This window comes from Streptomyces sp. LaPpAH-108, from assembly GCF_000373625.1.
GTDB lineage: Bacteria > Actinomycetota > Actinomycetes > Streptomycetales > Streptomycetaceae > Streptomyces.
Map to the genome: position 1 here is coordinate 449,821 of NZ_KB891995.1, position 12,820 is coordinate 462,640.

Annotated in this window: 13 protein-coding genes; 8 read left to right on the forward strand and 5 right to left on the reverse strand. The window is 73.7% G+C overall.

The genetic code is table 11. The features are described from left to right. Nucleotides 1-23: 23 nt before the first annotated feature. The 3 genes from B079_RS33345 to B079_RS0121110 all read left to right on the forward strand — a co-directional run bounded on the left by B079_RS33345 (nucleotide 24) and on the right by B079_RS0121110 (nucleotide 3,188). Nucleotides 24-917 (forward strand): hypothetical protein, encoded by an 894-nt coding sequence (locus B079_RS33345; protein WP_158685036.1) that lies wholly within the window; start codon nucleotides 24-26, stop codon nucleotides 915-917. Between the two features lie 97 nt (nucleotides 918-1,014). Continuing rightward, entirely contained in the window at nucleotides 1,015-1,986 is a 972-nt protein-coding gene (locus tag B079_RS0121105) for an ABC transporter ATP-binding protein (RefSeq protein WP_018547826.1), read from the forward strand. After that, nucleotides 1,983-3,188 (forward strand): ABC transporter permease, encoded by a 1,206-nt coding sequence (locus tag B079_RS0121110; protein ID WP_018547827.1) that lies wholly within the window; start codon nucleotides 1,983-1,985, stop codon nucleotides 3,186-3,188. The genes B079_RS0121105 and B079_RS0121110 overlap by 4 nt, the downstream gene beginning before the upstream one ends. Nucleotides 3,189-3,331: 143 nt before the next feature. On the opposite strand, the gene B079_RS32480 is transcribed toward B079_RS0121110, so the two are convergent. Both B079_RS32480 and B079_RS0121125 read right to left on the reverse strand, forming a co-directional pair. Beyond that, nucleotides 3,332-4,648, reverse strand: a complete 1,317-nt coding sequence (locus tag B079_RS32480; RefSeq protein ID WP_018547828.1) for a M16 family metallopeptidase — start codon at nucleotides 4,646-4,648, stop codon at nucleotides 3,332-3,334. Between the two features lie 106 nt (nucleotides 4,649-4,754). Continuing rightward, nucleotides 4,755-6,047 (reverse strand): M16 family metallopeptidase, encoded by a 1,293-nt coding sequence (locus B079_RS0121125; RefSeq protein WP_018547829.1) that lies wholly within the window; start codon nucleotides 6,045-6,047, stop codon nucleotides 4,755-4,757. A 201-nt stretch (nucleotides 6,048-6,248) separates the two neighbouring features. On the opposite strand from B079_RS0121125, the gene B079_RS36605 reads away from it, so the two are divergent. Further along, nucleotides 6,249-6,431 carry an LxmA leader domain family RiPP gene (locus B079_RS36605; RefSeq protein ID WP_199779943.1) on the forward strand — a complete coding sequence of 61 codons (183 nt, stop codon included), beginning with the start codon at nucleotides 6,249-6,251 and terminating at the stop codon, nucleotides 6,429-6,431. A 7-nt stretch (nucleotides 6,432-6,438) separates the two neighbouring features. Further along, on the forward strand, nucleotides 6,439-6,621 hold the full coding sequence (locus B079_RS36610) for an LxmA leader domain family RiPP (RefSeq protein ID WP_199779944.1): 183 nt from the start codon (nucleotides 6,439-6,441) through the stop codon (nucleotides 6,619-6,621). A gap of 94 nt (nucleotides 6,622-6,715) precedes the next feature. On the opposite strand, the gene B079_RS0121140 is transcribed toward B079_RS36610, so the two are convergent. From B079_RS0121140 to B079_RS0121150, 3 genes are all read right to left on the reverse strand, one after another. Next, the gene (locus tag B079_RS0121140) at nucleotides 6,716-7,192 is read right to left on the reverse strand and encodes a hypothetical protein (RefSeq protein ID WP_018547832.1); all 477 of its coding nucleotides are present in this window, start codon (nucleotides 7,190-7,192) and stop codon (nucleotides 6,716-6,718) included. Beyond that, entirely contained in the window at nucleotides 7,189-7,467 is a 279-nt protein-coding gene (locus B079_RS0121145) for a helix-turn-helix transcriptional regulator (RefSeq protein WP_018547833.1), read from the reverse strand. Before B079_RS0121145 ends, B079_RS0121140 begins: the two co-directional genes overlap by 4 nt. 61 nt (nucleotides 7,468-7,528) lie before the next feature. After that, nucleotides 7,529-8,713: a pyridoxal phosphate-dependent aminotransferase gene (locus B079_RS0121150; protein ID WP_018547834.1), complete on the reverse strand. Its 1,185-nt coding sequence runs from the start codon at nucleotides 8,711-8,713 to the stop codon at nucleotides 7,529-7,531. Between the two features lie 265 nt (nucleotides 8,714-8,978). On the opposite strand from B079_RS0121150, the gene B079_RS34125 reads away from it, so the two are divergent. The 3 genes from B079_RS34125 to B079_RS0121160 all read left to right on the forward strand — a co-directional run bounded on the left by B079_RS34125 (nucleotide 8,979) and on the right by B079_RS0121160 (nucleotide 12,778). Continuing rightward, the gene (locus tag B079_RS34125; protein WP_078496030.1) at nucleotides 8,979-9,275 is read left to right on the forward strand and encodes a hypothetical protein; all 297 of its coding nucleotides are present in this window, start codon (nucleotides 8,979-8,981) and stop codon (nucleotides 9,273-9,275) included. 1,231 nt (nucleotides 9,276-10,506) lie between these two features. Further along, nucleotides 10,507-11,031, forward strand: a complete 525-nt coding sequence (locus B079_RS0121155; protein WP_018547835.1) for a DUF2617 family protein — start codon at nucleotides 10,507-10,509, stop codon at nucleotides 11,029-11,031. Nucleotides 11,032-11,146: 115 nt separating this feature from the next. Then, on the forward strand, nucleotides 11,147-12,778 hold the full coding sequence (locus B079_RS0121160) for a polyamine aminopropyltransferase (protein WP_018547836.1): 1,632 nt from the start codon (nucleotides 11,147-11,149) through the stop codon (nucleotides 12,776-12,778). Nucleotides 12,779-12,820 lie beyond the last annotated feature (42 nt).

Sequence of the window (12,820 nt, forward strand, 5' to 3'; positions counted from 1 at the left end):
TTCTCACGTACGGGACCGGGCTGGTGCGCACCTCCGTGTTCCGCGTGGACGACGGGCGGTTCGCCTGGGAGCGGGCGCCGGGCCCCACGCCGGGCGCCGCCCTGGCGTTCCCGGCCCCCGAGGCGGCGCGCGCGATGGCGGAGGCGGGGCGGACCGGTGGGGTGCGGCCCGCGCTGCCGTCCCGGTGCGGCCGCCCCCACGTCCTGCGCTACGACGTCCCCGGTGTCTTCTCCGCGGCCCGGCTGCTGCGCATGCCCGATCCGGCGGTGCCCGCCCTGGTGGCGGAGGCACTGCGGGGCACCGGGCGGCTGCTCGCCCTGCTGCACCGGGCCGCCCCGGTGGGCGTGGCCGACGGGCCGCCGCCGGGGGTGCGGCGGCTGCGGCGCTGGCTGCGCACCGGCGACGGACCGGGCGCGGCGCCCCGGTTGTACGAGGCGCTGGCGGCGCGGCTGGGTGAGCGCCGGTGGCGGCGGGCCGGGGAGCTGGGCGACTGGACGGTGTGGGAGGGCGGCACACCGCTGCACGGAGCTCCCGGTCTGGGCGGTCTTGTGCCCTCCCCGTACCTGGGCCGGGCCGCGCTGCTGACGGGTGAGGAACTCGCCACCGGGATACCGGAGTTCGACGTGGGCTGGCTGCTGGGCGAGCTGGCCGAGCTGCGCGCCGCCGCCCGGCTCGGCCTCGGTGGCGCCGCGCCCCACGACTATGCGGCCCTGGCGCGGGCCGTCCACGAGGGGTACGGCTCGGCCGCGCCGGACGGGCTCGTGCGGACCGCGCTCGGCGGGGCGGCGGTGCTGCGGGTCCTCACCCATGTGCACGACTTCGCCGCCTACGTCGGCTGGCACGACGACCTCACCGCCTACCTGGAGCTCCTGGCGGATCTCCTTGACTCGGACGGTGCCGCCGCCACGTGCTGGTGACGAACCATTTCATTGAGAAAACTCGACAAAGTGTTGTGTTAACGCAACGCTCTTGTCAGTGTGGTGACACAGGGGAATCTCGACCCAGGGGAAGCACATGCTCGACAAGACAGACGCGATGCTGGACATCGTCGGCATCGGCAAGAGATACGGCAGGCGCCCGGTCCTGGAGGACATGTCGTTCTCCGCGCGGCCCGGCGAGCTGTTCGGGTTCGTCGGCGGCAACGGCGCCGGAAAGACCACGACGATGCGGATCATCCTCGGGGTGCTCGCCCCGGACTCCGGCGAGGTCCGGTGGAAGGGCGGGCCCGTCACCGTCGAGTCCCGCGGCCGGATCGGCTACATGCCCGAGGAGCGCGGCCTCTACCCCAAGATGGGCGTCCTGGACCAGCTCCGCTACCTGGCGGAACTGCACGGCCTGCCGCGCCGCCGGGCCCGCGCGGCCGCACGGCACTGGGCGGACCGGCTCGGTCTCGCCGACCGTCTCGGCGACGAGGTGCAGAGCCTCAGCCTCGGCAACCAGCAGCGCGTCCAGCTGGCCGCCGCGCTGGTCCACGACCCCGAACTCCTGGTGCTCGACGAGCCGTTCTCGGGCCTCGACCCGTCCGCCGTCGATGTGATGACCGAGGTGCTGCGGGAGAAGGCCCACGACGGCGTCCCCGTGCTGTTCTCCAGCCATCAGCTCGACCTCGTGGAGCGGGTGTGCGACCGGGTCGGCATCGTCAGCGGCGGCCGGATGGAGGCGTGCGGCACCATCGGCGAGCTGCGCGGGACGCGCGGCGTCCGCCTGGTCGTGGACGCGCCCGAGGCGCCCGTCGGCTGGGCCGACGGCATCGACGGGGTGCGCGCGGCGCGCCGCGACGGCACCCGCACCCATGTGGAGCTGGCACCTGGCGCGGACGACCAGGCCGTCCTGCGGGCGGCCGTCGCCACCGGGCCGGTGCACGAGTTCGCCCGCGAACACCCGCGGCTGAGCGAGCTGTTCCGGGCGGTGGTGACCGCCTCGGCGGACCCCGGCGACCCACCCGGCGACCGGGCCGCGACGACCCCGCTGAGGAGTGCGGCATGACCGACGCGTCCACCCCCTGCGGACTCTCCCCGGCCCGGGGAGTCGTCCTCGTCGCCCGCCGGGAGATCAGTACCCGGCTGAAGACCAGGGCGTTCGTGGTGAGCACCCTCGGGCTGCTGTGCGCCCTCGCCGTCTACGCGCTCGTCGTGGTCTTCGTCGGTGACGACACCCGGACCGTGGGACTCGACCAGCGGGCCCGGGAGCTGCGGCCCGTGCTGGCGGCCACCGCCGAAGGACAGGGCCAGGAGATCGAGTTCCGGCAGGTGCCGGACCGCGCGGCCGCCGAGGAGCAGCTTCGCGACGGCGACCTGGACGCCTACCTGTACGGACCGCCCGACCGGCCCGGTGTCCTCGTCGAGCGCGCCCTGCCCGACCGTCTCGGCCGTGTCGTCCGGGCCGCCGTGCAGCAGCGGGTGGTGGCGGAGGAGCTGGCCCGGGCCGGAATCGGCCAGGAGCGGCTGAGCGACCGGGCCGAGCGGTCGGCGCCCCGGACCGAGGCGCTGGAGGACTCCCCGGTCGACACCGGTCGGCTGGTCCTCGGTCTCGGCGCGAGCGGCCTGCTCTACCTCTTCCTCGTCCTGTTCGGCATCGTGGTCGCCCAGAGCGTGGTCGAGGAGAAGTCCAGCCGGGTGGTCGAGCTGCTGCTGTCCGCCGTACGGCCCTGGCAGTTGCTCATCGGCAAGGTGATCGGCGTGGGCGTGGTCGGGGCGGTCCAGCTCGTCGTAGTCGGCGGCGCGGCCGTCACGGCCGTCCAGGCCGCCGGTCTCCTGACGCTGCCCGACCTGGGTGTCGGCACCCTGGGCTGGGTGGCCGTCTGGTACGTCCTCGGCTTCTTCCTCTTCGCCACGATGCTCGCCGCGGCCGCGGCCCGCGTGTCACGGCAGGAGGAGGTGCAGTCCGTGGTCCAGCCGGTGATGCTGCTGATGGCGGCGCCCTTCGTGCTCGGGATCAGCCTGCTCACCAAGGACCCGATGCACCCGCTCGTCGAAGCGCTGTCCCTGATCCCGCCGTTCAGCCCGATCCTCATGCCCACCCGCATGGTGATGGGGACCGCGGCGCCCTGGGAGGCCGTGCTGGCGGTGGTGCTGACGCTGGCGGCCGTCGCCGTGCTCGTCCGGTTCGGCGGCCGGATCTACTCCAACAGCGTGCTCCGCACCGGTGCGCGCGTACGTCTCGGCGAAGCGCTCTCCCGGAAGGCGTGAGGGCCCGGCACCCGCCGGGCCCCGAGGAACCACAACTGGAGGAAACCCATGTCCACACCCATCGTGATCGCCATCGCCATCGCGCTGATCATCGCCGTGCTGGCGGGCAACAAGGCCCGCAGGAAGCGCTGACCGGCGCCCCCTCAGCACCATTCCGGTGTCGAGAGCCGATGCGGTGACGCCCCGGAGGCCGCCGCATCGGCGATCACCACCCCGGTGAAGGCGGCGGGGTCGTAGAACTCCACTGCCAGCTCACCGACCTGACGTTCAGTCACCTCATGGAGCCGCCGCGCCTGTTCGTGGAGCCAGGATGGTCCGACGCCCACCTCGATGAGGTTGGCCAGGGCCATCGCCAGGGAGCCCGGCGCCCCCATCGCGGTCGCGGTGGAGCCGATGGCGTAGCGCCGGGCCGACGTGATCTCCGCGGCGGACGGCGGCTCCTGGACGAAGCGCCGCAGCACCCGCCGGATCTCCGCCAGCGCCGCCACGGTGTGTTCCGCCGAGGTGTCCGTCTCGATGACCAGCGTGCCCGAACCGGGCGCGGAGTCGATGCCGGACCGGGCGCCGTACGCGTACGACTTCCGTTCCCGCAGGCTCGTGACGAGCCGGGACGCGAAGTAGCCGCCGAGCACCAGATCGGCCAGTTGCAGCGCAGGGAAGGCGGGGTCGGTGCGGGGCAGCGCCCGCGCGGTGAGCCGGATCTGGCTCTGGGCCGCGCCCGGCCGGTCGTACAGCCGCAGCCCGCCACCGCGCACCGGCGGCGGCCCCGGCGTCCGGGCGGCCGTCCCGCCCCGGGGCCAGTGCCCCAGGGCCTCGGTCACCAGGGCGAGCGCCCGGTCCGGATCGAGGTCACCGGCCAGCACCAGTACCGAGCCCGCCGGCCGTACCGCCGTCTCGTGCAGGGCGCGCAGCGCCTCGACCCCGGTCCCGTCCAGGTGCGTGGGATCGGGGATCTCCAGGGCCGCGTAGGCCTCGCCGAACCGGTGGCGTTGCAGCGCCGCCCGTGCCGCGGCCGCCGGATGGGACCAGGCCACGCGCAGCCGGGCGGCGAGCCTCGCCCGCTCCTGGGCGAGCGCCTGTGGCGGGCAGCGGTATCCGAGCACGGCGTCGGCGCAGGCGTCCAGCAGCACGGGAAGCCCGTCGCGCAGCGCGAATCCCGAGACGATCAGCCGTCGGGCGTCCGTGCCCGCCTGGAGTTCGGCGCCCACATCGGCCAGCGCACCGTCGGCCTCTTCCGCGTCGGGGCGGTGGAACAAGGTCGCGGCGAGCAGTTCGGCGCGCGCCGCGTCGTGCGGTTCCAGCCGACCGCACGGCACGATCAGCCGCAGTTCGACGAGCGGCACCACACGGGTCCGGACGACGACGACCCGCAGTCCGTTGTCCAGGACGGTGTCGATGCCGGGAAGGGGCGGGGGCGGCACCGGTCGGTCCGCCGTGGCGGCGGCGAGGGCGGCGTGCACGGTTCAGGTCCTCCGGAGTGCGCGGGGAGTCGGATCACGGCGGGGCAGGGTGGGGCGGGGCGGGGCGGCCGGGTCAGACCGGTGACGGCGGGGCGGACCGGCCGGGTCAGACCGGTGACGGCTGGGCGGCCGGTTCGATCACCGCCACGGCCCGTCGCCCGGCGAGCATCCGGGCTGCCGCGCGGGCGATCCGCTCCGGGGTGACCGCGCGCACCAGACCGGGCAGCCGGGACGGCAGCGTGCCGTCGCCGTGCAGCAGTTCGGCGCCGCCCGCGGCCCGGGCGCGGGCCCCGGCGTCCGCGGAGCCTCGGTGGAACGCCGAGGTCCAGCGGGCCGTGACCCGTGCCAGCTCCGTCGCGCCGACCGCGCCGCGTGCGACGGCGGCCAGTTCGCCGTCGAACGCGGCGAGCAGGTCCTCGCGACGGCTTTCCTGGCCGTGCACGGCCAGGCAGGCCACCAGGTCCGGATGGCGGGCGTCGAAGGGCACGCCGAACAGTCCGCTCGTCATGGAGACGTCGACTGCCCCGGCCCCGGCCAGCCGTCGCCGCAACCGGCCCGTCCTGCCTTGGGCGAGGACAGCGACGAGCGTCAGGTGCGCGATGCAGGCGTCGGGCTCGGCCGCCGGATCGGGGAGCTGGTGGCCGATGGCGAGCGCGGGCAGCGACACATGGCGGTCCGCGACGCGCACCTCCGGGGCGCGTCCGGAACCGGTGGCCCCGCCGGGAGGTCGGGTGGCCGGAACCGGCCGTGACGGCACGCCGTCGAAGTGCCGCCGCACCAGGGTCCGGGCCTCGGCCGGGTCGAAGCCCCCGGCGATCGTGAGCACCGCGTTGCCCGGCGCGTAGGAACGCGTGAAGAACTCCATGCACTCGGGCACGCCGAATGCGCCGAGACCGTCGACGTCATAGCCGCCGCGGGTGTTTTCCGCGCCGGGGAACAGCGCCCCGGGAAGTATCCAGGGATAGGCGCCGTACGGCCGGTTCACGACGTTGAGCAGCCGCTCCTCGCGTATGACGCGGACCTGGCTGTCGAGATTCTTCTGGGTTATCCGCGGACCGCGCATTCGGTCTGCTTCCAGGGAAAGGACGAGTTCGAGGGCGGACACCGGGATCACCGAGTGATAAACGGTGCAGTCCTGCCGGGTGTGCGCGTCACAACCGCCGCCGGCCGCCTGTACGAGCCGTGGATGTTCTCCGGGGCCGACCTTTCCGCTGCCCTGGAACATCAGATGCTCGAAGAGATGGGAAAGGCCGCCGTACTCCCCGGGTTCGGAGCGGAACCCCACGTCGTAATGGACGGCCACGCCCACGGAGGGGAGATCGCGGTCCGGGAGGAGAAGCACCCGCAGGCCATTGTCCAGAACGAGGCGGTGCGGCCCGGCCGGGCGTTCTCCGATCATGCCGGAACGCTATCCAGGGCCTCGCCGATGACACAACGTCAAGTTCTGTCCGATGTCGGCCAGCTGGGACCGCGACCGAATGCGGACATGTGTCTTGCCTCGTGTTCGAGAGGCTGGAAAAGATGTTCCCGCCGCTTCGGGACACGGCCCGTTCCGTCTCCGGGCGGCGGAAAAGAAACCCACTCATGAAGGGAGTCCCTCATGGACTCGCAGGCTCTTGTCGGCGGTTACGCCGTTTACGCGTCGGCCGAGGAGATCGTGGCGGGTGCCGAGGCGCCCGCCGCGTCGATCACCATCACGGTGACCTCGTCGCAGGCGTGCATCAGTGCCGCCTCGGCGATCAGCGCCGTGTCCATCGACAACACCTTCGACCACGGCTGCTGAGGCACCGATGGACTCGCAGGCTCTTGTCGGCGGTTACGCCGTTTACGCGTCGGCCGAGGAGATCGTGGCGGGTGCCGAGGCGCCCGCCGCGTCGATCACCATCACGGTGACCTCGTCGCAGGCATGCATCAGTGCCGCCTCGGCGATCAGCGCGGTCTCGGTGGGTAACACCTTCGAGCACGGCTGCTGACGGACGGCACACCCGGCACATCTCCTGTGCCATACGGAGCGGGCGCTCGCCGCCGGAATCGGCGGGCGCCCGCTTCGCGCGTTCCAGGGTGCCGTCAGTCCTCACCGTCGTCCAGTTCGTCATCGGGCGGGGCCCAGCCCAGGATGACCGTCGGAAGGGACGCCGCCGCCAGCATCAGGGTGGTCAGCACCCCCGGCGCCCGGTCGAGGACCGCCTCGTCGTTCTGGAACGCGACCAGCATCAGCACGACGGCCATGCCGGACCCGACCGCGAACTGGTACCCGATGAAGCCGACCCGGTTACGGGTCGCGCGTTCGCGTTCGTCGAGGACCTCGGCCGGGCGCTCGGCGACGGCGCGGGTCAGCGACCGCAGGGCCCCCCACAGCAGCAGCCACAGGAACAGCCCGACGATCCACGCGGTGTGGGTGAACGCGCTGCCGTCCGTGACCAGCGAGAACACCAGCATCCCGGCGAGCAGCGCGACCATGGCGGCGCAGAGGCCGCGGCGGTACCTGAGGCGCGCGGGAACCCGGCCGCCGGTCCGGTCGGTGTGCGGCTGGGGCTGGCTCACGTGCTTCCTCCGTCGGTCGACTGGTAGACCTGAGTGGACAGCGGAGCGAAGGGGCGGCGGCTGAACACCGCCTCGACCGGCAGCCCGAAGACCTCACAGATACGGAAGGCCAGGTCGAGGCTGGGGTAGTAGTTGCCGCGCTCCAGTGCGCCGATCGTCTGCGGGTTGACGTCCACGGCGGCGGCCAGCGCCGCCCGGCTGAGGCCGCGCTCGGCGCGCAGCACCTTCAGTTGGTTGTAGATGGGCGGACTGTCGCCACGGCGTACGGGGCTCACACGTCAAAGTGTGCTGAAAACACAACGATGCGTCAAGGTTCCACAACCAGCCCGGGCCCGCTCAGAGCGCGCGCAGCCGTGTGACCGCCTCCTCCAGCACCTCTTCCTTCTTGCAGAACGCGAAGCGGACGAACGGCGCTCCCGCCTCGCGGTCGTCGTAGAAGACGGCGTTGGGGATGGCGACGACGCCCGCGCGTTCGGGGAGGGCGCGGCAGAAGGCGAAGCCGTCCTTTTCGCCGAGGGGGCGGATGTCGGCGGTGACGAAGTAGGTGCCTGCGGGGCGGAAGACGTCGAAGCCCGCCTCGGTCAGGCCGGTCGCGAGGAGGTCGCGGCGGGTGGCCATGGCGCGGCGGAAGTCGTCGTAGTACGTGTCGGGGAGCGCGAGGGCTTCGGCCACGGCGTACTGGAAGGGGCCCGCCGAGACGAAGGTGAGGTACTGCTTCGCGGAGCGGACCGCGCTCACCAGCTCCGGCGCGGCGGTCACCCAGCCGACCTTCCAGCCGGTGAAGGAGTACGTCTTGCCCGCGGAGCCGATGGTCACCGTGCGCTCGCGCATCCCGGGGAACGTGGCCAGCGGGATGTGCTCGGCGTCGTCGAAGACCAGGTGCTCGTAGACCTCGTCGGTGACGACCAACAGGTCCCGCTCTACGGCGAGTTCGGCGATCGCGGCCAGTTCGGCGCGAGTGAGGACGGTGCCGGTGGGGTTGTGCGGGGTGTTGATCAGCAGGAGGCGGGTGCGGTCGGTGACGGCGGCGCGCAGCTCGTCCAGGTCGAGGGTGAAGCGGCCCGCGTCGGGGCGCAGCGTGACGGGGACGCGGCGTCCGCCCGCCATCGCGATGCTCGCGGCGTACGAGTCGTAGTACGGCTCCAGGGCCACGACCTCGTCGCCCGGCTCGAGGAGTGCCAGCAGCGTCGCGGCGATGGCCTCCGTGGCGCCCGCCGTGACCAGCACCTCGGTGTCGGGGTCGTACGTCAGGCCGTACCGGTGCTGCTGGTGCGCGGCGATCGCGTTCCGCAGCTCGGGGATGCCCGGACCCGGCGGGTACTGGTTCCCGCGGCCGTCCCGCAGCGCCCGTACCGCCGCCTCCCTGATCTCCTCGGGGCCGTCGGTGTCGGGGAATCCCTGGCCGAGATTGATCGCGCCGGTCGTCACGGCGAGGGCGGACATCTCGGCGAAGATCGTCGTCCCGAACTCGGCGAGCCGGCGATTGAGGTACGGGCGTGCGCTGGAGGTCATGCGGGCCATCCTGCGCCCCCGCCGGTGGCTTCCTCAACCTGTGTCCACCCCCGGGTCCACTCCGTGGCGGGCGCCCCGGCCGGTCGGCCGCCCGCGCTACGGCACAGGTCAGGGGGTGCTCGCCGGGGTGCTTGCCGGTCGGCACCCTCAGAAGTTGCTCAACTCTGCTTTGGCCGTACGGCGGGGCGGGCATCCCCCGGTCACCGCGCCGCACGGCGCGGTGGCGAGGCGCCCACGGGGGGCCGCTTCGGGGGAACGGAAGGGGGCTGACGCCATGATTCTCGGCATCGTCCTGTTGGTGGCGCTGGTGATCGTCGTGACGAGCGTGGCGAAAACACGCGGGTCGCGGCGCGGGCGCGTTTCGCTGGGCAAGACGCGTGTGCGGTCGGGCCGGTCGGGGTATCGCTCCTCCTCGTCGTCCTCGTCCGACTCCGGGACGAGCTGGTGGGCGACCGACTCCGGCTCAGGCGGCCACCACGGTGGCAGCCACCACTCCTGCGGCGGCGGCCATTCGTCGTGCGGCGGCGGCTCGTCCTGCGGCGGTGGCGGCGGCTGCGGAGGCGGCAGCTGAGGGAGCCCGCCGGGACCACGTGGGCACGACTCCAGCGGCAGCCGGGGGGCGGCGCGTCGCACCGTCTCCGGCGGCCCGCACGGAGGGGGCGCACCGCGTCACCGTGGCGGGGCCTCCCCGCACCCGCCCGTGCGGCCGACGTGGTCCGGGCCCGGAGACCGCGCCCACAGCGCCGATGCGCAGCACGCGCACCCGCTCCGGCCTCACCGCGCAAGCTTGGCGGGTCGGCCGCGCGGAGCCGCCGCGCTCGGCTCCCGCCCAGCGGCCGAACTCGGGCCCCTGCCCAGCTGCCGTCTCCGGCCCTTGTCCGGCCGCCGCACCCGCATCCGGGCCTCACCGCGCAAGCTTGGCGGGTCGGTCACGCGGAGCCGCCGCACCTGGGCCCCTGGCCAGCCGTCGCATCCGCGTCCGCCTCCGGCCGCGCGCCGCGCAAGCGTGGCGGGTGGGCCATGCGGAGTCGCCGCACCCACTCGCACCTGCACCCGCCTCCGGCCGCGCCGCGCAAGCTTGGCGGGTTGGTCGCGCGGAGCCGCCGCACCTGGGCCCCTGGCCAGCCGTCGCATCCGCGTCCGCCTCCGGCCGCGCGCCGCGCAAGCGTGGCGGGTGGGCCATGCGGAGTCGCCGCACCCACTCGCACCCGCACGTGCCTCCGGCCGCGCCGCGCAAGCTTGGCGGGTCGGTCGCGCGGAGCCGCCGTACCTGGGCCCCTGGCCAGCCGCCGCGTCCGCGTCCGTCTCCGGCCGCGCGCCGCGCAAGCTGCGGAGTCGCCGCACCCACTCGCACCTGCACCCGCCTCCGGCCGCGCCGCGCAAGCCAGGCGAGTCGGTCGCGCGGAGCCGCTGCACTCGACCCCCGTCCAGCCGCCGCACTCGACCCCTGCCCAGCCGTCGCACTCGGGCCCCGCCCAGCCCCCGCATCCGACCCCTGCTTGCCCGCCGCACCCGACTCCACCCACCCGCCCCAACACCCCCGCTCAGCCCCTTCGCCACCCCCAGGAGGGGCTGGTTGAACAGTTGAGCTGTGGGGCCCTCTGAGGGATGGAAACCCTACGAAGTTGGGTAAAAACGCTGTGGCACGGCCACAGTTCATGATTCCCTCTAAATCACCACCGCAGCCCTCGGGCGTCCCAAGGACACCCCCCTCCAGCCGGGCCGAGCGGGCCGACCGCCCCGGTGTCCGCCGAGGTGCGCCGGACTGCCCTCTTCCTCATGCGTGTTAGCGGAGCCGATCCATGCTCACGACCCTGAACACCTCCTACACAGATACGCGCGCTGCCGACCTCGCCTGGGCCCTCGGACGCGAACCGCTCCCGGCCCTGGCCACCCTCGATCTCGAACTGAGCGGGGCGAGACTCCAGTTGAGGCTGCTCGGCGCCTCCCACCAGGTCCTCCTCGAAGAGGAGAACGGCAGTTGCTCGGAGACCGTGGCGTGCATCCCCGGCTCCAGCACCCCGCTCCCGCTCGGCGTCGCCAAGCGGATCGGCGACTGGGAGTACGAGTTCGCGGCGCGCGTGGAGATGCTGACGCCGGGCTCGTTCGCGGGCCGCGCCCAGGAGTTGCTGGCCCTGGTCGCCGACCACCCGCACGGTCTTGCCGGTGTCTTCCCCGGCAGCCCGCACGCGTTCACCGCGCTGCTCGCCCAGCGGCAGGGCGGTCAGGTGCACTGGCGCACCTGGCACGCCTACCCGCAGGACGGCCAGTTGGTGGCGACCAGGACCCGCGTCGGGGTGCGCGTGCCCGCCGGACAACCCGGCTGAACCCGGACCCGAGTCAACCCACTCTGGCCGCCGTAAACCGATCGCGCTGCCAGGCACCCGAGTTCCACACGTGTGGGTGACGAAGCGTACGTACGCCGTGACGTAACGTCGCAACGTGATCGAACCCCACGCCCCCGTGTCCCCGGGTGCCCCGCCCTGGGCCGAGCCCGCGTGGCTGCCCGTGCGGCCCGGCACCGGGCGGTTCCTGGTCCTCGCGTGCGTCTTCGTCTGCGCGGCCTGCGGACTGGTGTACGAGCTGGAACTCGTCGCGTTCGCCTCGTACTTGATGGGTGACTCGGTCACCCAGGCGTCCGTCGTGCTGTCCGTGATGGTGTTCGCGATGGGCATCGGCTCGCTCGCCGCCAAACGCCTGCGCTGGCACGCGGCCGTCGGCTTCGGCGCGATCGAGACCGCGCTCGCGCTGGTCGGCGGCTGCAGCGCGATGGCGTTGTACGCGGTCTTCGCGTGGACCGGCGGCTGGGGCGGCATGTGGGCGGACGGACCGCGCTGTCTGCTGGTCGGATTCTCGCTGGCCATCGGGTTGTTGGTGGGGGCCGAGGTGCCGTTGCTGATGGAGCTGATCCAGCGCATCCGGCGCCAGGACGCGGGCGGCGCGGTGGCCGACCTCTTCGCCGCGGACTACGTGGGCGCGCTGGTCGGCGGACTCGCCTTCCCCTTCCTTCTCCTGCCGTTCCTGGGCCAGTTGACCGGCGCGCTGCTCACCGGCTCGGTGAACGTGGTCGCGGGCAGCGCGCTGGTGCTCGGCCTGTTCCGCCACGACCTGAGCCGCCGCGCGCGCTGGACGCTGCTCGCGGTGGGCCTCGCGGTGCTCGGCGTCCTCGCCTCGGCCGCCGCCCTCGCGGGCGACTTCGAGCGGGCCGCGCGGCACGCGGTGTACGGCGGTGACGTACGGGTCGCGCTCCAGACCGACGTCCAGGAGGTCGTCCTCGCCGGGGGCACCGGCGGCAGGCCGCTCGACCTCTTCCTGGACGGGCGCCTCAGGGTCGGCGGCCGGGACGAGCGGCAGTACCACGAGGCGCTGGTCCACCCCGCGATGTCCGGCCCGCACGCGCGCGTGCTGATCCTCGGCGGCGGGGACGGCCTGGCCGCGCGCGAGGTGCTGCGCTACGGCGGGGTCGAGCGCGTGGACGTGGTCGAGCTGGACGCGGGCCTGATCCGGCTCGCCCGCAGCGACCCCGGACTCGCCGCGCTCAACGGGCACGCGCTGGCCGACCCCCGCGTCCACGTCACCACCGCCGACGCGCTCGGCCGACTGCGCCTCACCCCCGCCGGGCGGTACGACGTGGTGATCGCGGACCTCCCCGACCCCGGCATCACCGCCAGCACCAAGCTGTACTCCCAGGAGTTCTACGGCCTCGCCCGCCGCGCCCTCGCCCCCGGCGGCCGTCTGGTGGTGCACGCGGGCCCGGTCACCACCCGCCCCCGCGTCTTCTGGACGGTGGCGACGACCCTGCGCGCGGCGGGCTTCTCCACCTCCCCCTACCGCGTCCTCGGCCAGGACTCCGGCTTCCCCGCGGGCCCCGACCGCTCCGCCGCCCGCGCCGGAACCCCACCCGACTGGGGCTACCTCCTGGCCGCCCCGGGCCCGCTGACGCCCCGCCTCCACCTCACGGGCCCCCGCCCCCGCACGCTGACCGACACCGAGCTGACGGCGGACGCCCGCGCGGCCCGCCGTACGAGAGTGCCGGGACTGGCGGCCTCGACGCTGGCGCACCCGAGGTACTGACCCGAGGTACTGAGGGGGAGCCGTCAGGGAGACGGCCGCACT